This window comes from Pseudomonas sp. VI4.1 (assembly GCF_002029345.1).
GTDB lineage: Bacteria > Pseudomonadota > Gammaproteobacteria > Pseudomonadales > Pseudomonadaceae > Aquipseudomonas.
The window spans coordinates 113119-135504 of record NZ_MULM01000181.1 but is presented as its reverse complement, the minus strand read 5'-3'; the positions used below and the strand labels follow the sequence as shown (position 1 = coordinate 135504).

At 59.7% G+C, this 22386-nt stretch carries 20 protein-coding genes and 1 tRNA gene; 16 read left to right on the top strand and 5 right to left on the bottom strand.

What is annotated here, in order from left to right; translation table 11 throughout:
* Complete coding sequence (gene pgaC, locus BZ163_RS29790; RefSeq protein ID WP_128873901.1) at positions 1–1356, top strand: poly-beta-1,6-N-acetyl-D-glucosamine synthase; 1356 nt, start codon at positions 1–3, stop codon at positions 1354–1356.
* Positions 1353–1877, top strand: a complete 525-nt coding sequence (pgaD, locus tag BZ163_RS29785) for a poly-beta-1,6-N-acetyl-D-glucosamine biosynthesis protein PgaD (protein ID WP_128873900.1) — start codon at positions 1353–1355, stop codon at positions 1875–1877. The genes pgaC and pgaD overlap by 4 nt, the downstream gene beginning before the upstream one ends.
* Before the next feature lie 105 nt (positions 1878–1982).
* On the opposite strand, the gene BZ163_RS29780 is transcribed toward pgaD, so the two are convergent.
* Entirely contained in the window at positions 1983–3512 is a 1530-nt protein-coding gene (locus tag BZ163_RS29780; protein WP_128873899.1) for an apoptosis inducing factor family protein, read from the bottom strand.
* A 139-nt stretch (positions 3513–3651) separates the two neighbouring features.
* Between BZ163_RS29780 and BZ163_RS29775 the strand changes: the two genes are divergently transcribed.
* The 5 genes from BZ163_RS29775 (at position 3652) to BZ163_RS29755 (ending at position 7533) form a co-directional block, all read left to right on the top strand.
* Positions 3652–4212 carry a YbhB/YbcL family Raf kinase inhibitor-like protein gene (locus BZ163_RS29775; RefSeq protein WP_128873898.1) on the top strand — a complete coding sequence of 187 codons (561 nt, stop codon included), beginning with the start codon at positions 3652–3654 and terminating at the stop codon, positions 4210–4212.
* Between the two features lie 86 nt (positions 4213–4298).
* Positions 4299–6005: a VWA domain-containing protein gene (locus tag BZ163_RS29770; RefSeq protein WP_128873897.1), complete on the top strand. Its 1707-nt coding sequence runs from the start codon at positions 4299–4301 to the stop codon at positions 6003–6005.
* A gap of 29 nt (positions 6006–6034) precedes the next feature.
* Entirely contained in the window at positions 6035–6616 is a 582-nt protein-coding gene (locus tag BZ163_RS29765; protein WP_224790926.1) for an RNA polymerase sigma factor, read from the top strand.
* On the top strand, positions 6613–7242 hold the full coding sequence (locus tag BZ163_RS29760) for a hypothetical protein (protein WP_128873895.1): 630 nt from the start codon (positions 6613–6615) through the stop codon (positions 7240–7242). The genes BZ163_RS29765 and BZ163_RS29760 overlap by 4 nt, the downstream gene beginning before the upstream one ends.
* Positions 7243–7263: 21 nt before the next feature.
* A complete protein-coding gene (locus tag BZ163_RS29755) occupies positions 7264–7533 on the top strand; it encodes a hypothetical protein (RefSeq protein WP_224790924.1) in 270 nt (89 codons plus the stop codon).
* 285 nt (positions 7534–7818) lie between these two features.
* Here the strand turns inward: BZ163_RS29755 and BZ163_RS29750 are convergent, their stop codons facing one another.
* Both BZ163_RS29750 and BZ163_RS29740 read right to left on the bottom strand, forming a co-directional pair.
* The gene (locus tag BZ163_RS29750; protein ID WP_128873894.1) at positions 7819–8112 is read right to left on the bottom strand and encodes a DUF3077 domain-containing protein; all 294 of its coding nucleotides are present in this window, start codon (positions 8110–8112) and stop codon (positions 7819–7821) included.
* A 662-nt stretch (positions 8113–8774) separates the two neighbouring features.
* A tRNA-Arg gene (locus BZ163_RS29740) sits at positions 8775–8851 on the bottom strand.
* A 348-nt stretch (positions 8852–9199) separates the two neighbouring features.
* Here BZ163_RS29740 and gabD point away from each other — a divergent pair.
* The 3 genes from gabD to BZ163_RS29725 all read left to right on the top strand — a co-directional run bounded on the left by gabD (position 9200) and on the right by BZ163_RS29725 (position 13466).
* A complete protein-coding gene (gene gabD, locus BZ163_RS29735; RefSeq protein ID WP_128873893.1) occupies positions 9200–10642 on the top strand; it encodes an NADP-dependent succinate-semialdehyde dehydrogenase in 1443 nt (480 codons plus the stop codon).
* Positions 10643–10827: 185 nt separating this feature from the next.
* Entirely contained in the window at positions 10828–12105 is a 1278-nt protein-coding gene (gabT, locus tag BZ163_RS29730; protein WP_128873892.1) for a 4-aminobutyrate--2-oxoglutarate transaminase, read from the top strand.
* A gap of 140 nt (positions 12106–12245) precedes the next feature.
* Complete coding sequence (locus BZ163_RS29725; protein ID WP_128873891.1) at positions 12246–13466, top strand: HDOD domain-containing protein; 1221 nt, start codon at positions 12246–12248, stop codon at positions 13464–13466.
* Here BZ163_RS29725 and BZ163_RS29720 read toward each other — a convergent pair.
* Complete coding sequence (locus BZ163_RS29720; RefSeq protein ID WP_128873890.1) at positions 13463–14452, bottom strand: sensor domain-containing diguanylate cyclase; 990 nt, start codon at positions 14450–14452, stop codon at positions 13463–13465. The genes BZ163_RS29725 and BZ163_RS29720 overlap by 4 nt on opposite strands.
* Positions 14453–14686: 234 nt before the next feature.
* Positions 14687–15874 carry a delta-9 fatty acid desaturase DesA gene (gene desA / locus BZ163_RS29715; RefSeq protein WP_128873889.1) on the bottom strand — a complete coding sequence of 396 codons (1188 nt, stop codon included), beginning with the start codon at positions 15872–15874 and terminating at the stop codon, positions 14687–14689.
* Positions 15875–16020: 146 nt separating this feature from the next.
* Here desA and dibA point away from each other — a divergent pair, with 146 nt between their 5' ends.
* The 6 genes from dibA (at position 16021) to BZ163_RS29685 (ending at position 22295) form a co-directional block, all read left to right on the top strand.
* The gene (gene dibA, locus BZ163_RS29710) at positions 16021–17940 is read left to right on the top strand and encodes a phosphodiesterase DibA (RefSeq protein ID WP_128873888.1); all 1920 of its coding nucleotides are present in this window, start codon (positions 16021–16023) and stop codon (positions 17938–17940) included.
* Positions 17941–18183: 243 nt separating this feature from the next.
* A complete protein-coding gene (gene oscA, locus BZ163_RS29705) occupies positions 18184–18366 on the top strand; it encodes a sulfur starvation response protein OscA (RefSeq protein ID WP_007945260.1) in 183 nt (60 codons plus the stop codon).
* 151 nt (positions 18367–18517) lie between these two features.
* Positions 18518–19531 (top strand): sulfate ABC transporter substrate-binding protein, encoded by a 1014-nt coding sequence (locus BZ163_RS29700; protein ID WP_128873887.1) that lies wholly within the window; start codon positions 18518–18520, stop codon positions 19529–19531.
* A gap of 70 nt (positions 19532–19601) precedes the next feature.
* A complete protein-coding gene (gene cysT, locus BZ163_RS29695; protein ID WP_128873886.1) occupies positions 19602–20420 on the top strand; it encodes a sulfate ABC transporter permease subunit CysT in 819 nt (272 codons plus the stop codon).
* A gap of 12 nt (positions 20421–20432) precedes the next feature.
* Positions 20433–21302, top strand: a complete 870-nt coding sequence (cysW, locus tag BZ163_RS29690; protein ID WP_128873885.1) for a sulfate ABC transporter permease subunit CysW — start codon at positions 20433–20435, stop codon at positions 21300–21302.
* Positions 21303–21305: 3 nt separating this feature from the next.
* Positions 21306–22295, top strand: a complete 990-nt coding sequence (locus tag BZ163_RS29685; RefSeq protein WP_128873884.1) for a sulfate/molybdate ABC transporter ATP-binding protein — start codon at positions 21306–21308, stop codon at positions 22293–22295.
* Positions 22296–22386: the final 91 nt, after the last annotated feature.

Here is a 22386-nt window from a genome sequence, read left to right as displayed (position 1 = left end):
ATGCTGGATAGACTTCTGGCTCTACTCGTTCTGGCGATCGTCCTCGGGATTCCCCTCGGACTGATCTTTCTACTCACTGGCCAGTTCCTGATGGACTTCGTGTTCTTCTATCCACTGTTCATGTCGGGACTGTGGATCGCCGGGGGACTCTATTTCTGGCTGCACTGGGAGCGGCACTGGCCGTGGAACGAAGACACCTTGCCGCCACCGCTGGCCGGCGAGCCGTTGATTTCGATCCTCATCCCTTGCTTCAACGAAGGCGACAACGTCACTGAAACCATTCATGCGGCGCTGGGCCAGCAGTACCCGAACATCGAGGTCATCGCGATCAACGATGGTTCGAAAGACAACACCGGCGCCATCCTCGACGCCTTGGCCGTGCAGGATCCGCGTTTGCGGGTGCTGCACCTGGCGGAGAACCAGGGCAAGGCTGTGGCCCTGCGCATGGGCGCCATTGCAGCGCGTAGCGAGTACCTGGTGTGCATCGACGGTGATGCGCTGCTGGCACCCCATACTGCGGCTTACCTGGTTGCGCCGTTGCTCGAGAACCCACGCCTCGGCGCGGTGACCGGCAACCCGCGGATCCGTACCCGCTCGACCCTGGTCGGCCGGGTGCAGGTTGGCGAGTTCTCCTCGATCATCGGTTTGATCAAACGTACCCAGCGCGTGTTCGGGCGGATCTTTACCGTCTCCGGCGTGGTCGTTGCTTTCCGTCGTACGGCCCTGCACCGGGTCGGCTACTGGAGCACGGACATGATCACCGAAGACATCGATATCAGCTGGAAGCTGCAGCTGGATCACTGGAGCATTTTCTACGAGCCCCGCGCGCTGTGCTGGATCCTGATGCCGGAAACCCTGGGTGGTCTATGGAAACAGCGTCTGCGCTGGGCCCAGGGCGGTGCGGAAGTGCTGTTCAAGAACATTCGCGGCATCTGGCAGTACCGTCATCGTTACCTCTGGCCGTTACTGTTCGAATACTGCCTGTCCACCGGTTGGGCGTTCACTTTCCTGCTGTCGATAATTCTATGGCTGGTGGGTCTGTACATCGCATTGCCGGAAGTCATTGCGGTGCCCCGTATGTGGCCACCGGCGTTTACCGGCTTGCTGCTGGCAGTGGTCTGCCTGATGCAGTTCGGCGTCAGTCTGCTGATCGATCGCCGCTACGAAAAAGGTTTGGGCAAGACGATGTTCTGGGTGATCTGGTACCCGCTGGTGTTCTGGTTGGTCAGTCTGCTCACCACGCTGGTCAGTTTTCCCAAAGTGCTGTTCCGTCTACGTCAGAAACGTGCGCGCTGGGTCAGTCCAGATCGCGGCATTCGGCCGCCAGGTGCCGATGAAGAGGAGATCGTCAAATGAAAATCATCACAACCCGGCAGCGGCCAGTACTGTTCGTGGTCGATACCATGTTCACCGTCCTGGCCTGGGCCGGATTCCTGTACCTATTGTTCCTGGGTATCTGGCCATTGATCGTCAGCCACGACGGTCCGCGGATTGGCGCTTCGGCGTACGACGCCCTCGGCACCCTGCAGATTTATTTGTGGGTGGCGGTGTTCAACGCGCTGGTACTGATCGGTTGGGCACGTTATCAACAACGTAAAAGCAAGAGCTACGCCCAGCGTCGGCTGGCGGCCCCGGTCGTCGACGATCAGGGCTTGAGCAAAAGCTTCAAGCTGACCCGTGAAAAGCTGCACAAACTGCGCAGCCCGGGTTCGATGACTATTCACAACGACCACGATGGCGATATTTCCCACGTGGTGAGCCACTTCTTCACGATCGACCCCCGGCAGCCGCTCTCCCTGCATCCTCTGGAGAATCCAAAAGTGGTCCGTCGTCCATCCGACGATGACGAAGGCAAAGAGCCGGTGAACCGCGCCTGAGCCTGACACGTTCGCCCGGTTAGGAGCTGCTGCGCGCTGCGATCTCAAGATCAAAAATTGAAGATCGCAGCCCGCGGTAGCTCACCGGTTATGTGAAGCTAATGGTCAGCCAACATCCCGAATCAAGCGCCACGCCTCGTCCACCGGCAGTGGTTGTTTCATCCGTTCAGCCAGCATCGCCATCGCCCGTTCTTCATCGCAGGCGACGGCGGCTGCCACCACCCCGTTCTTGCAGAACAGGCCGATAAAGGGCGGATGGTCGGGGTCGCCTTTGAATTCGACTTCGTCCCAAGCCTCGGCATGGCCCAGGTAGTCGTAGTTTTTGCCGAAGTGCCAGGTCCAGAAAAACGGCACGTCGAGGTAGTGCTCGTCGCCGCCGAGCATGTTCGCCGCAGCGATCCGAGCCTGTTGCTGGGCCAGGCGCCAATGCTCGATACGCTGAGGCTGGCCATTGAGCGGGAAGGTCGCGATATCACCGGCGGCCCAGAGCCCATCGGTCACGCGCATACCGCCGTCGACCGTCAGTGACTGATCTTTTTCCTTGGGCAAATCGGCAAACGGTCCAGTTGCCGGGCTGACGCCAATGCCGACCAGCACCAGGTCCGCTGGCAAACGTTGACCGTTGTCCAGTTTCACCGCTCCGACCTTGTCGGTGCCTTCAATCTGCGCGGCTTCGCCATCGGTGTGGAAGACCACGCCGTGGGCCACATGCCGGGCACGAATGGCCTTGCCGACCGCGTCGCCGAATTGCTTGGCGAAGGGTACGGCGTGGCGAGCCAGAACGGTGACGTCCAGACCGTATTCGCGCAGGGCCGAAGCAGACTCCAGGGCAATGAAACTGTCGCCGATGATCACCGCTCGCTGGCCAGGTTGCGCAGCGGCCAGAATCCGCTGCGCCTGATCCTTCGAGCGCAGCACGAAGACCTGCGGCAAGTCGGCACCGGGCAGCGTGAGCGGGTTGGGCGTACCGCCGGTGGCGAGCAGCGCGGCGTCATACGTCAGCGACTGACCGTCAGCCAGTCGCAGGGTTTTATTCACCGCATCCAGACTGGCCACTTCACCCTTTATTCGCTCGATTCGCTGCTCGTGGTAGAAGCTTTCATCGCGCAACGGTGGGACTTCCTCCGGCGGCATTTCACCGGCGATCACGAATTTGCTCAGCACCGTGCGGTCGTAGCCGGCGTCGGCTTCGCGGTCGATCAGCAGCACGCGGCCGCCAAAGCCTTTTTCGCGCAGCGCCGCCGCAGCCGCCGTGCCTGCGGCACCGGCACCGATGATCACGAACGTGCGCTCATCGTCAGCCGGCGGTGTGCTGCCAGCCGACAGGGGCCGGTCGTCGACCCAAACCTCGTCGTCGCGCAGTTCTAGCGGGTAGCGCTTGAGGCTGTCGAGGGACGGCGGTTCACAGAGCGCACCGTCTTCGATCCGGTACGCGGCCTTGTGCCAAGGGCAGATCAACCGTCCGTGACACAGCGCGCCCTCGGCCAGCGGCGCTCCGGCGTGGGGACATTCACCCTGATAGGCGCGCAATTGATCGCCGACTCGCAGCAGGACAATTTTAGTGTCCGCGATCCGGACTTCCAGGCCACGGTTCTCGGGCACATCGGCGAAGCGGGCGACGCGGTGCAGGGCCATGATCGCTCTCCTGACGGACGTTTCAATTAAGAGTCCGGGGTTTCTTCCGAGGTTCAGCCAATTCCCGCTGCCAAGGCACCAACGGTCCGGCTATAGTTTGCACGCCGACCATGGCCCCACCCGCACAAGGTGCTCCGGTATGACCCGATCGACCTCCCTGAACCCTTGGCTGGCGGCCGTTGCAGTCGCCCTTTGCGTGCAGTTTCCGGCGCAGGCCCAGGAGCGCTTCACCCTCAGCATCCCCGGTGTCTCGGACAATCGCCTGTTCACCTCGGCAGCCGCCAGCGATGCTGCCGGTTGTGGCGGCAAGAACCAGTCCCCGGCACTGAGCTGGAACGCCGGCCCCCCGGGCACCTTGAGCTACGCCATCGTCATGCACGACCCGGACGGCCAGAAAGGCCTGGGGGTCGACCACTGGATTCACTATGGCATCAAGGCTGCGACCCACCAGATCCCGGCCGGTGTCGGCGCCAAATCCGCCCTCGAAGGCGTGGGCGGCAGCAACAGCAAAGGTACTACCGGCTACGTGGGACCCTGCCCACCGGTCGGTGACAGCTCCCATCACTACATCATCCAGCTCTACGCCCTGGACCTTGCACCAGACGCCTTGCCCGCCGGCCTGAGCCGCGCGCAGCTGATGGAAAAAATCAAAGGCCATGTGTTGAAAAACAGCAGCGTGGTGCGGCGTTATCACCGCTGAAGTTTTTTTATTTCGGGTTAACCGAACCGGTCGGGCTGCCCGTCTCAGAGGATGAATGGATCAATTTCCTCCTGAGGTCAGCCCCCATGTCCCTCCCTCTGCATTTCCTCCGCCCGGCCGCCCAGGGTTTCACGGTCGGGTTGCTCCTGGCCATGGCCGGTTGCGGCGTTTCGTCCAAGCCTGAATCCGCCTCGGTCTCGCCGCCGGCTCAAGGTGCGCTCAAAACAGAGGCGCCGGTACGTACCGAGGCGGTCATGGCGGACGCCACGATGGCCAAGCGCAGCGTGCTACCGGCACCGATGGCGGGTTATGCGCCGATGCCTGAATCGGCTCCGGCAGGTTATCGGGACGAGCAGCGTGAACAGTATCAAGCGCTGGCCGACAACCCGATTCATAGCGTGACCGAATCGCCGGTATCGACCTTCAGCGCCGACGTCGACACCGGCGCTTATGCCAACGTCCGCCGCTTGCTGAATCAAGGGCGCTTGCCGCCCGAAGGCGCGGTGCGCCTGGAGGAGATGGTCAATTACTTTCCCTACGATTACGCCTTGCCCACCGACGGCTCGCCCTTCGGTGTGACCACTGAGCTGGCGCCGTCACCGTGGAACCCGCATACCCGATTGCTGCGCATCGGCATCAAAGCCTCGGACCGCGCAGTGGCCGAACTGGCGCCGGCAAACCTGGTGTTCCTGGTGGACGTGTCCGGCTCGATGGACCGCCGCGAAGGTTTGCCGCTGGTCAAAAGCACCCTGAAACTGCTGGTCGATCAGTTGCGCGAGCAGGATCGGGTGTCATTGGTGGTCTACGCCGGCGATTCGCGCGTGGTCCTGGAACCGACTTCCGGACGGGAAAAAGCGAAAATTCGTACAGCCATCGATCAATTGACCGCAGGCGGCTCCACCGCCGGGGCGTCGGGGATCGAACTGGCTTATCAAATGGCACAACAAGCGTTTATTCCCAAGGGCATCAACCGCATCCTGTTGGCCACCGACGGCGACTTCAACGTCGGCATCAGCGACTTTGACAGCCTCAAGCAAATGGCTGTGGAAAAGCGCAAGACTGGCGTGTCCCTGACCACCCTGGGGTTTGGTGTGGATAACTACAATGAACACCTGATGGAGCAACTGGCCGATGCCGGCGATGGCAACTACGCCTACATCGACAACCTGCGCGAGGCGCGCAAGGTGCTGGTGGATCAGCTCGGTTCGACCCTCGCCGTCGTGGCGAAGAACGTGAAGCTGCAAGTGGAGTTCAACCCGGCGCAGGTCAGTGAGTATCGGTTGTTGGGGTATGAGAATCGGGCGCTGAAGCGTGAGGATTTCAGCAATGACAAAGTCGATGCGGGTGAAATCGGTGCAGGCCATACCGTGACGGCGTTGTATGAAATTGTGCCCAAGGGGGAGAAGGGCTGGTTGGAGCCATTGCGGTATGGCAAATCCACAGCCGATGTTTCCGTGAATACCGGGGAATTGGCGATGTTGCGAGTTCGCTATCAGTTGCCAGAGGGTGGGAATAGTCGCCTGATCGAACACCCGATCGTTAACGACCTGGCCGGCAAAGCCAGCGATGACCTGCGCTTTGCAGCGGCAGTGGCAGCGTTCTCCCAACAGCTCAAGGACGGACGCTACACCGGCGAGTTCAGCCTCAAAGACACCGAAGCACTGGCTCGTGGCGCCCGAGGCGATGATCGTTTCGGCGTGCGCAGCGAGTTCGTGCAATTGGTGGAACTGGCGCAGAGCTTGCGCAGCACCACGGCGTCGAATCCAACTGCCACTGAACGACGGATTGAATAGTGAGCCGATTGAAGGGGTTCATCAGCCAGCTGTTTGCGCCCGCAAACAGCACCGAGGCCAGCAGCGACGAATCGCTGCTGGCCCGTTACCGCGAGGGCGACGGCGCGGCGTTCGAGATTTTGTACGCGCGCCATCGTCAGGGGTTGTACAGGTTTTTGCTAGGGTTGAGCGGCAGGGCTGAACTCGCCGAGGAGGTCTATCAGGAAACCTGGCTGAGCTTGATCCGCAGTGGTAGTCAGCCACAAGGTCGGGCGACTTTTCGTACCTGGCTCTACCAGATTGCCCGCAATCGTCTGATCGATCACTGGCGCAAGAACGGAGTTCATCAACCGCTGCACGACAGCTACGACGAACAGGCCCATGCCCTGGCCGACGAGGCAGCCGATCCTGAACAACTGCTGAGCCTGAGCCGCGACTCACAGCGCCTTGAAGCCGCCCTGCAAACCTTGCCCGCCGACCAGCGCGAAGTGTTCCTGCTGCGCGCCTACAGCGATCTCGATTTGCCGCAGATCGCCGCCCTCACCGAAACACCGCTGGAAACCGTCAAGAGCCGCTTGCGCTACGCCCAGCAAAAACTGCGTCGGCTGCTGGCCGAGGAGGTACTGACATGACTGACGCCCGCAAGACACCGAAAGACGAAGTGCTCCAGCACTATCGTGAACACGGGGCTGGTGAACCACCGGCACATCTCGACGCCTTTATCCTGGCCACTGCACACCGGGAAGTGCCCGTGCCGAAGCCGAGCCTGTGGCAACGCTGGGTCCAGGCCTGCCAGAAGCCTCGTTGGCAAGTCGCATTTGCCAGCCTGATCGGCGTGGCCCTGATGCTTGCTTTGGTGCAGCGCACGCCAGAACAGACGCCGAGCTACGACTTCGCCCCAGCGCCAAAAATATCCGCGCCGGTCGCCAAAAAAGAAGCCGCACCAGCACCCCCGTCGGCTGCACGCTCTCTTGCTGCCCCGGCCGGCGCTATGTCCGCCCCTGCACCTGCTGCGCCCATGGCCGATTACGCTGCTCCCGCGCAAAGCGAATCGATCAACGCTGAAATGGTCGACGAAGCGAAGGCCAGCAAGCGTGTTGCAGCGCCGGTGAAAACACTGGACGAGCAGTTGTATGAAGTTCTTCGCTTGCAAAGCGCCGGTCAGACCAAAGCCGCCGACGACTTGATAGCCCAGCTGCACAAACGCTTTCCCAAGGAGAACCTCACGGCCCGACTTAAGGCATTGAAGACAAACTGAGGAGAAAGAACGGTCGCCAATTTGGCATCGCCACCCGAAAGCGCGCACTATCGGCCCATAGCCGATGCGTTGGAGGATGCCGTGGCAAAAAAAATCGACCGCATCGCCCAAATGCTCAATTGCCCGGTCAAGGGTGAGGAACTGCGGCGAGCAGTGACTGAGAGTCGTAAGGAGTTTCTGCTGGCGAAGCAGGCAGAGGAAGCGCTTGAGGAAGACGTCCTTGATGATGAATTGATCGAGGACGAAGACGACGATGATGAATACGACGAGTTCGACTGGACGACTGAATGAAAGAACGCCTTAGCGGCAAACGCCAACTGTCAGGTGGAGCGCTGCGCCTTGTAGGAGCAAGCTTGCTCGCGATGGACGTTAACGCTAACGCGTTCTTTCTGAATAAACGCATCGCCCTTGAGTCCATCATCGCAACACCGCCAGGAGCAAGCTGCCGAAACGGTGTTCGCAGAGCTTTACGCACTCCTTAATGGCATTGAAGCGAAGCAACGCAGCACTTACCTACTCTTTCAAATTGCAGATCCCTACAAAATGAGGACCTGCAATTTGAATGGTGGGCTACCGCTATTCTGCGGCTTGTTCCTTCCGCAACGCTGGTCCTCGCGTCAGCACTTTCCCCACATCATCAACCAGCGCCTTACTCAGCGCCGTCAAATAACGCGCAGCCCAGGTGTAACGATCGCTTTCCCTGTCGTAGGCAGCGTCTTTGGACAGTGCTTCGGCGAGGAACAGAAAATCGGAAGCCATGCCTAACGCATCGCCGAGAGGCACACCGCGAGTGACGTGGAACACCGCCTGATCCGAGCAGTAGATGGCAGGCGTTAAGCCGATGGTTTTCAGCTCTGATGGGTCGATCATATGCCACCTCCATTGACGGAGGTGAGGTGGGATTGCGATTCAAGATCGCGTTGAAGGGCAAAACGAATTTCGGACGGATTTTTGTTGCGCATGGTCTAGCTCCTTGACGAGGAACTGCCACTTTTTCGTTACCAAGTGAATGGGTGGCAGCTGAGCGCAGGTTGGTAAACCGGGAGTCAAGGAATCCGGCACGCCCGAAGACGTCCCACGCACAGCGGCCATAACTCAAAACTGCGGGCATAAAAAAACGCCTGCAAATCTGATGGGGGCGCTGTTGCGCTCAACTCTCGGGTTACCAAGCCCGGTCGCTGAATTGGCAGCGACGGCGGAAGGGTATCGTGCAGGTCGATCGTGCAACTTCGGATGTTGGGCGAGTGGTGACGGCGATTGTCAGAGTGCCAAATGGTCGGGGACTACCAAAGAAACCACCCAAGAAATACCCAAGTATCGAGCCTTCGGAGCGGGGGGCGATACCGAAGCTACTGCCGCATACCTGGAAACCGGTTCGCGAGGTGTGATACTCGTTCGGTTGTACAAAACGATCTTCAGAATTCAGTAGTTCGGTTTGACCGAACTACTGAATTTTTCAGGGATCCGCCCCGAAACGCCACCCACAAAAAAGCCCCAGACCCTGCGATCTGAGGCTTTCTCGTTTCTACGTATGGTGCACCAGGCGGGATTCGAACCCACGACCACTGCCTTCGGAGGGCAGTACTCTATCCAGCTGAGCTACTGGTGCAATGCGGGCGCCATGATACTCATAAGCGATGCGGGCGTCCATGCTGCTGAATCGCCTGTGTTTTCGGGCCTGTAACGACCCTTTACTACGCTGATCAGAAAAAACCCGCAAATGCGCCGTTTTCGTTCTTTTTTTCGAACAGGCTATTGTCCTTTACCCCCTTTGATCCTAGGATTCGTTTGAGATTTCAAACGCTCTTGTCTGGGTGCTGAACCGCACGAGTCCAATCCGTGCGCTATTTATGTGCTTCAGCCCGGTGAATGATTTCCCTGACGGCAGCCTTCGAGGCGCCTTTCTACAATCATAATTCGCTCCGCGCTGGTCGCGGTGCTGTTAAGGAAAGCCGACATGCAGCTTAAAGACACCCAGTTGTTCCGCCAGCAAGCCTTTATCGATGGCGCTTGGGTCGATGCGGACAATGGTCAGACGATCAAGGTCAACAACCCGGCAACGGGCGAAATTCTGGGTACTGTGCCGAAAATGGGCGCTGCCGAAACCCGCCGTGCGATCGAAGCCGCTGACAAGGCGCTGCCGGCCTGGCGTGCACTGACCGCCAAGGATCGCGCGAACAAGCTGCGTCGCTGGTTCGAACTGATCATCGAGAACCAGGACGACCTCGCTCGCCTGATGACCCTGGAACAGGGCAAGCCACTGGCCGAAGCCAAGGGCGAGATCGTTTACGCCGCTTCCTTTATCGAGTGGTTCGCCGAAGAAGCCAAGCGCATCTACGGTGATGTGATTCCCGGCCACCAGCCGGACAAGCGCCTGATCGTGATCAAGCAGCCAATCGGCGTGACCGCTGCTATCACTCCGTGGAACTTCCCGGCCGCGATGATCACCCGCAAGGCGGGTCCAGCGCTGGCTGCCGGTTGCACCATGGTGCTCAAGCCTGCTTCGCAAACCCCGTTTTCCGCATTTGCTCTGGCCGAGCTGGCCCAGCGTGCCGGCATTCCGAACGGTGTGTTCAGCGTTGTTTCCGGCAGCGCCGGCGACATCGGCAGCGAGCTGACCAGCAACCCGATCGTGCGCAAATTGTCCTTCACCGGCTCGACCGAAATCGGTCGTCAGCTGATGGCCGAATGCGCCAAGGACATCAAGAAAGTCTCGCTGGAACTGGGCGGCAACGCGCCGTTCATCGTGTTCGACGACGCGGACCTGGATAAGGCCGTCGAAGGCGCGATCATTTCCAAGTACCGCAACAACGGCCAGACCTGCGTCTGTGCCAACCGTCTGTACATCCAGGATTCGGTCTACGACGCGTTCGCCGAGAAGCTGAAAGTGGCCGTGGCCAAGCTCAAGATCGGTAACGGTCTGGAAGACGGCACCACTACCGGTCCGCTGATCGATGAAAAAGCCGTGGCCAAGGTTCAAGAGCACATCGCTGATGCCGTCAGCAAAGGCGCAACCGTTCTGGCGGGTGGCAAGGTCATGGAAGGCAACTTCTTCGAGCCGACTATCCTCACCAACGTGCCGAAGAACGCTGCGGTGGCCAAGGAAGAAACCTTCGGTCCATTGGCGCCGCTGTTCCGCTTCAAAGACGAAGCCGAAGTGATCGCGATGTCCAACGACACCGAGTTCGGCCTGGCTTCGTATTTCTATGCCCGTGACCTGGGTCGTGTGTTCCGTGTGGCTGAAGCCCTGGAATACGGCATGGTCGGCGTCAACACCGGGTTGATCTCCAACGAAGTCGCGCCGTTCGGCGGCATCAAGGCGTCGGGCCTGGGCCGTGAAGGCTCCAAGTACGGCATCGAAGATTACCTGGAAATCAAATACCTCTGCCTGGGCATCTAAGCTCGGCAATAGGCATTGCTTCAAGCGGAAAGGGCACGAGAGCGCTGTCCCTTTCTGCGCTTCAAATGGAATTTTCTCTGTGGCCGGGAAAGCTGTGGCAGTCGATCATCGCATGCTGCCGCAGTTGCCTCCCCGCCGCATTTTCCTTGAACCACGCCGCCCGATGAGCGGTGAATGAGGACTGTATGAGCAAGACTAACGCATCCCTGATGAAACGCCGCGAAGCCGCTGTACCACGCGGTGTTGGCCAGATTCACCCGATCTTCGCCGAGTCCGCGAAGAACGCCACAGTGACCGACGTTGAAGGTCGCGAGTTCATCGACTTCGCCGGCGGTATCGCCGTGTTGAACACCGGTCACCTGCACCCGAAAATCATCGCCGCCGTGACCGCGCAGCTGAACAAGCTGACTCACACTTGCTTCCAGGTACTGGCCTACGAGCCATACGTTGAACTGTGCGAAAAAATCAACGCCAAGGTGCCAGGTGATTTCGCCAAGAAAACCCTGCTGGTGACCACCGGTTCCGAAGCTGTAGAGAACGCCGTGAAAATCGCCCGTGCCGCCACTGGCCGTGCCGGCGTGATCGCGTTCACCGGCGCTTACCACGGTCGCACCATGATGACCCTGGGCCTGACTGGTAAAGTCGTGCCTTACTCGGCCGGCATGGGCCTGATGCCAGGCGGCATCTTCCGCGCGCTGTACCCGAACGAACTGCACGGCGTGAGCATCGACGATTCGATCGCCAGCATCGAACGCATCTTCAAGAACGACGCCGAACCGCGTGACATCGCCGCCATCATCATCGAGCCGGTCCAGGGCGAAGGCGGTTTCTACGTCGCGCCTAAAGAGTTCATGAAGCGTCTGCGCGCACTGTGCGACCAGCACGGCATCCTGCTGATCGCTGACGAAGTGCAGACTGGCGCTGGCCGTACCGGCACCTTCTTCGCCATGGAGCAGATGGGCGTTGCCGCCGACCTGACCACCTTCGCCAAATCCATCGCTGGCGGCTTCCCGCTGGCCGGTGTGTGCGGCAAGGCCGAATACATGGACGCCATCGCGCCAGGCGGCCTGGGCGGCACCTACGCCGGTAGCCCGATCGCTTGCGCCGCGGCCCTGGCCGTGATGGAAGTGTTCGAAGAAGAACACCTGCTGGACCGCTGCAAGGCTGTCGGCGAGCGTCTGGTCACTGGCCTGAAAGCCATTCAGGCCAAATACCCGGTGATCGGCGAAGTGCGTGCCCTGGGCGCGATGATCGCGGTCGAGTTGTTCGTTGATGGCGACAGCCGCAAGCCGAACGCTCCAGCGGTAGCCGCCGTTGTGGCCAAGGCTCGCGACAAGGGCCTGATCCTGCTGTCCTGCGGCACTTACGGCAACGTTCTGCGTGTGTTGGTACCACTGACTTCGCCGGATGAGCAACTGGACAAAGGTCTGGCAATCATCGAAGAGTGCTTCGCGGAGCTTTGATTTAAAGTGCTCTGATGAAAGTGTGAGCTGATCGACAAAAAACCCGCTTCGGCGGGTTTTTTTGGCTCCCGAAACCCTCCGGGCTGTAACGAATGTCTCGCCTTGAGTAAGGTGCACGCATTTGCCAATGGAGTGTGCAGATGACCGCTGTGGTGTTACCTGCTGTACCGCGTGTGCTGATTGCCGAGGCCGACTCCTGGTCCCGTGACCTGCTCAAGCAAGTACTGTTGAGCGTGCGCTGCGACGTACGGCTGAATCTGTGTGCCGATGGTCAGGAAGCATTGCGCTTGCTCGCGGAATATCCCTACGACCTGGTGATCGTTGACAGGGAGTTGCCCGGCATCGATGGCTTGAATGTGTTGCGCAGTGTTCGCCAGCGCAAACGTAATCCGCCACTGCCATTCATTCTGATGAGCAGCCGTAACGACAGTGCCAGCGTGCGCCAAGCCTTGCCTCTGGCGCCTGCGGCCTATCTGACCAAACCCCTGAACATGGCAAGCCTGACCCGGCGTCTGCAGGGTTTGCTGCTCAATGCTGGCGAGCAGGTATTGTGCGATGGGCCGACGCTGGCGCCGGGCATGACCTTGTCGGTTTTCCTGGAGCGCCGACGCGAACTGGCTGATGGCGCATCGCTGATGACCGACGTGCAGTTGGCGCTCAAGCGCAGCCTCAATCCCGACAGCATCGATCTGACGCTGTTGCATGACGAGCTCCGTACCGATCCGCAGATCACCGCCGTGCTGATCGCCGCCGCCAACAGCGCGGCCCAGTATCAGGGTGTTGCCGTACAGACCCTGTCCCAGGCGCTGCAGCGTCTTGGCATCGAACAAAGCATGAACCTGGTGCTGGGTTTGGCCCTCAGGCGCAGTGCGCGGTTCAGCGATCGGTGCCTGGCGGATTACGCCGAGCGTTATTGTGAACTGTCGCTGCACACCGCCGAATATGCGCGGGCCCTGGCGCACTTGCTGGATCTGGATCAGGAGCGCTGTTATTGCGCCGGCATGCTGCATCGACTGGGCGAACTGGCGTTGTTGCGGTCTTTGCAGGAATGGAAACAAGCCGGGGGTGAGCTGGATGAGTGGGAGGAGGTGGGGAACGCGCTGGCGCAATTCGGCGCGGCTTATGGTTCGGCGTTGCGTACCCGTTGGCGTTTGCCACTGCAGTTGCGAGGGCTGATTGCGGCGGTCTACGAGCTGGGTGGTGGGGTTTATTCCAGAGAAGCACTGGTAATGAACATGGCTGCGCAGTTGGCGCGCCTGACCGGGCAGGAGGACATTGAGGCGCTGGCGAAGGGCCGAACGGCGCGTTTGCTCAAGATCGGAGTGCCGGAATTGATGCGTTTGCGCCAAACGCAAGCCTAGCCGCAGAGGATGCGATTCTTGCCCTGACGCTTCGCCTCGTACATCGCCGCATCGGCGCGGGCGAACAGGGCGTCGATGTTTTCATCCTCGGCCGTGAGGCTGGTCAGGCCCTGGCTGATGGTGATGCCGAACGTCTGGTCGTCATGGCAGAAGCTCAACCGCTGAATTTCCCGCTGCAGGCGCTCGGCCACTTGCAGGGCCATGTCCGGTGCACAACCGGGGAATACCGCCGCGAACTCCTCACCGCCGATCCGCCCGAATACATCACCACGCCGCAAGGAACCTCGACCGCTCTCGGCGATCCGTTGCAGCACGCTATCGCCCACCTGGTGGCCATAGGTGTCATTGATCACTTTGAAATCATCGATGTCCAGGATCAGGAACGACAGAGGCGCGCCTTGATTTCGCGCCTGTTCGAATTCGTGGTTGGCGCATTCGAAGAAGTGTCGGCGGTTGCTGCTCTGGGTTAGCCCATCTGTGGTAGCCAGGCGGTGGAGTTCGGTTTCCATGTGCTTCTTGTCGGTGATGTCTTCGGCGATTCCGACGATGATCACCGGCTGTCCCGGCTCGGCCAGGCGGTTGATGAAGCACTTGTCACTCAGCCAGCGTACCTGGCCGTCGGCGGCAATGATGCGGTACTCACGGTTCTCAACGGCGCCTTTGACCAATACGTCGGCCAGGCTGCGCTCGGCATAGTCCAGGTCGTCGGGGTAAATGCTGTCGCGCCATTGGTTGTAGTCGGCCAGTAAAAGGCCGGCGGAACGGCCAAAAATCCGCTCGTAGGCCGGGCTCACATAGAGCATCTGGCGGGCTTCCCAGTCGAATGCCCAAAGCACCGCGTTGACGCTCACCAGCAGGGAGCTGAACAGCTGTTCGCGTTCGCTCAGGCGCGCCACTTCGCTTTGGGCATGAATCAGCGCCATTAGCGTCTGCGCGGCCTCGGGCCACTGTGGGAGGGATGAGTCTTGTAGGCTTCTATTGACCATCGATACAAAGTCTCAAAGGGCGGATGCCGCTCGAGGTTCGAAAGCGGCCACCACAAAGCCCGCCTGGATGGCGAAGTGTCTTTGAGATAGGGGAATTGAAATGAAGTTCCCGCGTTTCGTGGCGAGAGAGCTTGCTCCCGCCAGGCGGTATGGCTGACGCGTTTTATCCGTTAAAACGCGTCAGCAGGCTTTGCGGCGGCCTTGTCGCAGAGCGGGAGCAAGCTCCCTCACCCGTCAGGTGGTTGTTGCAGGGCGCAGGGAGTAAGTTTTCAACTGATCGGCGAAGTCGCGCAGCGATTGGATTCCGCTGGCTTCGGCTTCGTGGACCCAATCCTTGATGGCGGCCAGCATGTCGTGACCATTCGAGCTGGTCTTGAGCCAGATCTGTTGCAAGGCCAGGCGTTTCTCGTAGATGACCTTCAGCGCCTGACTGTGCTCGAGCATGGTCTGGATGCGCAGGTGGTGTTTTTCATCCAGCAGGCTGGTTTCCCGCGAGAGCAGGCGCTTGGCCCGGTGGAACTGGTGACGAACCGAATGATCGACCTTTTCCAGCTCTTGCTTGACCAGCGGGGCGATTACCAGCTTGCGGTACTGGGCCATGATCTGGAAGCGGTTGTTGAGGATGGCCATGGCGGTGTCCATGTCCAGGTTGCCTTTACCTTCGACCCGGTGGGCAATCGGCGCGACGCGCTGGACCTTGGCCAAGCGGAAGAAACTGAAGACTTGTATCCAGGCCCAGCCGAGATCGAATTCCCACTTCTTCACCGACAGTTTCGCCGAGTTCGGGTAAGTGTGATGGTTGTTATGCAGTTCTTCGCCGCCGATCAGGATGCCCCAAGGCACCAGATTGGTCGCCGCATCGCGGCATTCGAAGTTGCGGTAGCCAATGGCATGGCCCAGGCCGTTGACCACGCCGGCAGCCCAGACCGGGATCCACATCATCTGGATGGCCCAGATGGTGATACCGATGGTGCCGAACAGCAGCAGGTCGATAACGCCCATGATCGCCACACCCAGCAGGGGGAAACGGGTATACAGGTTGCGTTCGATCCAGTCGTCGGGGCAGTTCTTGCCGTAGATACGCAAGGTCTCGGGGTTTTCCGCTTCGGCGCGGTACAGCTCGGCACCTTTGCGCAGGACGGTGGACAACCCCTTGATGACCGGGCTGTGCGGGTCATCTTCGGTTTCGCATTTGGCGTGATGCTTGCGGTGGATAGCGGTCCACTCGCGGGTGTTCTGGGCTGTGGTCAACCACAACCAGAAGCGGAAGAAATGTTTCAGGCCGGCATTGAGCTCAAGCGAGCGATGGGCTGAATAACGGTGCAGATAGACCGTGACGCCAATGATCGTCACGTGGGTCATCAGCAGGGTGACTGCCACCAGTGACCAGGGCGACAAGCCGAGAAAACCTTCGTACCACATAGGCTAATGGGCCCTCGATAAAGAAAAAAACAGCCGTTGCATTATCACTGAGCCTACAGATAAAACCAGTCACCCTTTCAGATAAGAGTGGCTGGATGTTTCTTTAACCTATAATCCCATCCTTTCGAAAGGACATGGACGGCCGAATGTCTGCTATCTATCGCGATGCTCTGCGCGTCGCGCTGCTCTACCTTCTGGTTTCAATAGTCTGGCTGCAATTGAGCGGTCATTTATTGAGCAGTTTCTTCGATAGCTCCGAGGCGTTACAGCGATGGCAGCTGATCAACGGTTACGCCTGGGTCGTGTGCAGCGCCGGATTGATATTCCTGGCCCGTGCGCGTTTGTTCCGCTGCCTGGGGGTCGGCGCCAGGTTGCGTGAGCACGGTGAAGACCGGGAACGTTTGCGACAGGCGGCCGCGGTGTTCGATTGCACCCGTGAAGGGGTGCTGGTCACCAATAGCAATGGACTGATTGTTCACGTGAATCGGGCGTTCATGGAAATCACCGGTTACCTGCGTGAAGAAGTGCTGGGTCAGCGCCCGAGCCTGTTCAAGTCGGGACATCATCCGCCCAGTTTCTACCAGGCAATGTTCGCGACACTCAATAGCGTCGGCGAGTGGAGCGGGGAAATCTGGAACCGGCGCAAATGCGGCGAGATCTACCCGCAATGGCAGACGATCCGCATCATTCACGACGATCTGGGACGGCTCAGCCAATACGTGGCGGTGTTTTCCGACATCAGCGCGATCAAGAACTCTGAACATCAACTCAAGCACCTGGCACACCATGACCCGCTGACCGACCTGCCCAACCGCTTGCTGTTCACCGACCGCACCGAACAGGCGCTGGCTTCGGCGCAGGTTAACAAGCGTGGTTGTGCGTTACTGCTGATTGATCTGGATCATTTCAAGATGATCAACGACAGCCTCGGGCACACGATCGGTGATCAGCTGCTCAAGGCCGTGGCCGAACGGTTGCAAGCCCTGTTCGGCCAGGGGATTACCCTGGCGCGGCTGGGTGGTGATGAGTTCGCCGTGCTGGCCGAGAACTGTCCGCAGCTGATGCAGGCGGCGGCGCTGGCTCAGCGGATCATCGATGGCTTCAAGCAGCCGTTCCTGATTGACGGGCATCAGCTGTTTATCAATACCAGCATCGGTATCAGCCTGTTTCCTGCTGATGCGTTGAGCGCTGAACAGCTGCTGCGTAACGCCGACTCGGCGCTGTTCAAGGCCAAAGGTGCTGGCCGGGACGGCTACGCCCTCTACACGGAAGAGCTGACTGCCCACGCCCAGCAACGGGTCGAGACGGCGGTTGAGCTGCGCCGTGCGCTGGAGCAGCAGGAACTGCGTGTGTACTACCAGCCGGTTCACGACCTCAGGACCTGCCGCCTGATTGGCGTCGAGGCGCTGGTGCGCTGGGAGCATCCACAGCGTGGGCTGGTGCCGCCGGCAGAGTTCATTCCCATTGCCGAACGCACCGGATTGATTGCGCAGATCGATGCCTGGGTGATGCAGCAGGCTTGTCGGCAAATGTGCCAGTGGCTGCAAGCCGGTGTGGCGTTGTCGTTTGTGGCGGTGAATGTCTCCTCGCGATTGTTCGCTCACCGTGAGTTGTTTCAGCAGGTGGCAAAAATACTGCACGAAACCGGGCTCGATCCGGCCTGCCTGGAACTGGAAGTCACTGAAAGTGCGGTGATGGAAGATCCGGAAGTGGCGCTGGAGCAGATGCATCGACTGCGCGAACTGGGTGTGCGTCTGGCCATCGATGACTTCGGTACCGGCTATTCATCGTTACTGCGCCTCAAGCGATTGCCGGTGCAGAAGCTCAAGATCGATCAGGGATTTGTCGCGGGGTTGCCTTGGGATGAGGATGACGCGGCGATTGTGCGGGTGATCATTGCCCTGGCGCAGAGCATGGGGATGCAGGTGCATGCCGAAGGGATCGAGCAGGTCGAGCAGGCGGGTTTCCTGCTTGAGCACGGTTGCGATCTTGGGCAGGGCTACTGGTTTGGGCGACCGGTGCCGGCTGGGCAGCTGGACTGGATGCGGGCACCGGAAATTCGCTAGACACCGAACGATCCCCCTCCCTTGTAGGAGCTGGCTAGCCAGCGAAGGCGGCTTCAAGTCCCGCAGCGCCCATGAAGATGCCCTCGCCGGCAAGCCGGCTCCTACATGGGCGTTTAGTCATTTAGTTATATAAACATTCTTAAATAGTCTTTTTAAGAATATCCGCGCTTACCTACTATTGCTCTCACGCCGCAAGCAGTGCCGCCCACTGCCAGGCAACCTCTCAGTCGAAGGAGCAGCACCATGAGCGCATCCCTACGTAGCGTTGACGGTCAAGACGAAGCCACCATCTTGCGTGAAATCCAGAGTGCCTTGCGCGACCTGCGGTTCGGCGCTGTTGAAATCACTGTGCACAACGCGCAGGTGGTTCAGATCGAACGCAAGGAAAAATTCCGTTTGCAGAACCCGAGCAATAAACCGAGCTGAAACAGAAGATCAAAAGATCGCAGCCTGCGGCAGCTCCTGCGGGGGGACCGAGGTGGGCGCTACCGAAGGCGGTGATCTTTTAACCGGCAGCCGCGATCCCAACAAATCCATAAGAAAAGCCATCACCCACAGAATTCCAGGAGCTTTCACCATGTCGTCGATTCGTCATTTCGCTTTGGCCGCCCTGGCCAGCGCCCTATTTGCTGGTTCCGCGGTCGCCAAGGATTACGAACTGCTCAACGTGTCGTACGACCCGACCCGTGAGCTGTATCAGGACTACAACGCCGAATTCGTCAGTTTCTGGAAGAAAGCACATCCGGGCGACAACGTGAAAGTCCAGCAATCCCATGGTGGCTCGGGCAAACAGGGCCGGGCGGTGATCGACGGTCTGCGCGCCGACGTGGTGACGCTGGCCCTGGCGGGTGATATCGATGAAATCGCCAAGCTTGGCAAGACCCTGCCGGCCGACTGGCAGAAACGTCTGCCAGAGGCGAGCACGCCGTACACGTCGACCATCGTGTTCCTGGTGCGCAAGGGCAATCCCAAAGGCATCAAGGATTGGGGCGACTTGACCAAGAATGGTGTGGAAGTCATCACCCCGAACCCGAAAACCTCCGGCGGTGCACGCTGGAACTTCCTGGCAGCCTGGGCCTATGGCCTCAAAGCCAACGGCGGTGACGAAGCCAAGGCCAAGGAATACGTGCAGACCCTGTTCAAGCACGTTCCCGTGCTGGACACCGGCGCTCGCGGTTCGACCATCACCTTCGTCAACAACGGTCAGGGCGACGTGTTGCTGGCCTGGGAAAACGAAGCTTTCCTGGCGCTGAAAGAAGAGGGTGGCGCCGACAAGTTCGACATTGTGGTGCCTTCGCTGTCGATCCTCGCCGAGCCCCCGGTGGCAGTCGTCGACAAAAACGCCGAGAAAAAGGGCAACACTGAAATTGCCGAAGCCTATTTGAAACACCTGTACAGCCCTGCGGGTCAGGAAATCGCGGCGAAAAACTTCTATCGTCCACGTGACAAGGACGTCGCAGCCAAGTATGCCAAACAGTTCCCGACCCTGGACCTGGTGACCATCGACAAGGACTTCGGCGGCTGGAAAACCGCGCAACCGAAATTTTTCAATGACGGTGGCGTGTTCGATCAGATTTACCAGGCGCAGTAATCTGCGATAGGTCATGAATGAGCCCCGATTCGACCGTCGGGGCTTTGCGCGTTCTCAACCAAGGACTTTTATGTCGCGTCGTATCTCCCCCGTCATACCCGGCTTCGGGCTGACGCTGGGCTACACCTTGGTGTACCTCAGCCTGATTGTGCTTATTCCACTGGCGGCGATGTTCGTGCATGCCGCTCAACTCACCTGGGATCAGTTCTGGGCGATTATTTCGGCGCCGCGGGTGCTGGCGGCGTTGAAGCTGAGCTTCGGCACCGCCCTCTGCGCCGCGATCATCAACGGCATCATCGGCACGCTGCTGGCTTGGGTGCTGGTGCGCTACACCTTCCCGGGCCGAAAAATCATCGATGCGATGATCGATCTTCCGTTTGCATTGCCCACTGCCGTTGCCGGTATCGCGTTGACCGCGCTCTACGCGCCGAACGGCTGGGTGGGGCAGTTCGCGGCCGACCTGGGGTTCAAGATCGCGTATACCCCCCTCGGCATCACGCTGGCACTGACTTTTGTAACGCTTCCATTCGTGGTACGTACAGTACAGCCAGTATTGGCCGATATCCCCCGCGAAGTGGAGGAAGCGGCGGCGTGTCTCGGTGCGAAACCCTTGCAGGTCTTCCGCCATATTCTGGTGCCGGCATTGCTGCCAGCCTGGTTGACCGGCTTCGCTTTGGCCTTTGCCCGCGGGGTTGGCGAGTATGGATCGGTGATTTTCATCGCCGGCAACATGCCGATGAAAACCGAGATCCTCCCGCTGCTGATCATGGTCAAGCTCGACCAGTACGATTACACCGGCGCTACCTCCATTGGTGTACTGATGCTGGTGGTTTCCTTCATCCTCTTGCTGCTGATCAACTTGCTGCAGCGGCGCATCGAAACCCCATAAGGAGGCGCACACATGTCCCAATCGTCTATTGCTGCGGCTTCCTCGAACGCCTCCCGCCGTGGCAGCGCCTCATCGCGGCGACTGCTGATCGGCCTGGGCTGGCTGATTTTTGGCCTGTTCCTGTTGTTGCCGCTGGTTATCGTGGTGTCCCAGGGCCTGAAGCTCGGAATCGGTGCGTTCTTCACCGCGATCTTTGAACCGGATGCGTTGTCGGCCCTGAAACTCACGGTGATCGCCGTGCTGATTTCGGTGCCCCTGAACCTGGTGTTCGGCGTCAGTGCGGCGTGGTGCGTGAGCAAGTACTCGTTCCGCGGCAAAAGTATCCTCGTGACCCTGATCGACCTGCCGTTCTCGGTGTCGCCGGTGATCGCCGGCCTGGTCTATGTGCTGATGTTCGGCGCCCAGGGCTTGTTCGGGCCATGGTTGCAGGACCACGACATCCAGATCGTCTTCGCTTTGCCGGGCATCGTGCTGGCGACGATTTTCGTCACCGTGCCGTTTGTGGCCCGCGAGTTGATTCCGCTGATGCAGGAACAAGGCACTCAGGAAGAAGAGGCGGCCCGCCTGCTCGGAGCCAATGGCTGGCAGATGTTCTGGCATGTCACCGTACCCAACATCAAATGGGGCCTGATCTACGGCGTGGTGCTGTGCACCGCGCGGGCCATGGGTGAATTCGGTGCGGTATCGGTGGTTTCCGGGCACATTCGCGGGGTGACCAACACCCTGCCGCTGCACGTCGAGATCCTCTACAACGAATACAACCACGTGGCCGCGTTCGCCGTGGCGAGCCTGTTGCTGATCCTGGCGCTCTTCATCCTGCTGCTCAAGCAGTGGAGCGAAAACCGTATTAACCGCCTGCGCGCCAGCGCCGCGGAGGAATAAGTCATGTCGATCGAAGTGCGTAACGTCAGCAAGAATTTCAACGCGTTCAAGGCGCTGGATAACATCAGCCTGGACATCCAAAGTGGCGAGCTCGTGGCGCTGCTCGGTCCGTCCGGTTGCGGCAAGACCACGCTGCTGCGGATCATCGCCGGTCTCGAAACCCCGGATAAAGGCAGCATCGTGTTCCACGGTGAAGATGTCTCCGGTCATGATGTGCGTGATCGCAACGTCGGCTTCGTGTTCCAGCACTACGCCCTGTTCCGCCACATGACCGTGTTCGACAACGTCGCGTTCGGCCTGCGCATGAAACCGAAAAACCAGCGCCCGAGCGAAAGCCAGATCGCGGTGAAAGTCCACGAGTTGCTGAACATGGTGCAACTGGACTGGTTGGCGGATCGCTATCCGGAACAACTGTCCGGGGGGCAGCGTCAACGGATTGCCCTGGCCCGCGCCCTGGCGGTGGAGCCGAAGGTGCTGCTGCTCGACGAACCGTTTGGCGCCCTCGACGCCAAGGTCCGTAAGGAGCTGCGCCGCTGGCTCGCACGGCTGCACGAAGACATCAACCTGACCTCGGTCTTTGTGACCCACGACCAGGAAGAAGCCATGGAAGTCGCCGACCGCATCGTGGTGATGAACAAGGGTGTGATCGAGCAGATCGGCTCACCGGGTGAGGTCTATGAAAACCCCGCCAGCGATTTCGTCTACCACTTCCTCGGCGACTCGAACCGTCTGCATTTGGGCGAAGACAACCACGTGCTGTTCCGTCCTCACGAAGTGTCGCTGTCGCGCCATGAACTGGAAGACCATCACGCCGCCGAGGTGCGGGATATCCGTCCATTGGGCGCGACGACCCGGGTAACGCTGAAGGTTGAAGGCCAGAGCGATCTGATCGAAGCGGAAGTGGTGAAGGATCACGACAGCCTGGTCGGGTTGGCGAAGGGCGAGACGCTGTTCTTCAAGCCGAAGGTCTGGCAGAAAGTCGCCAATCTCTAAATCAAAAGCAAAAGCTTCGCGAGCAAGCCCGCTCCCACATTCATCTATGGCGTTCACGAATAATGTGTTCACTGGAGCCCGCAATGTGGGA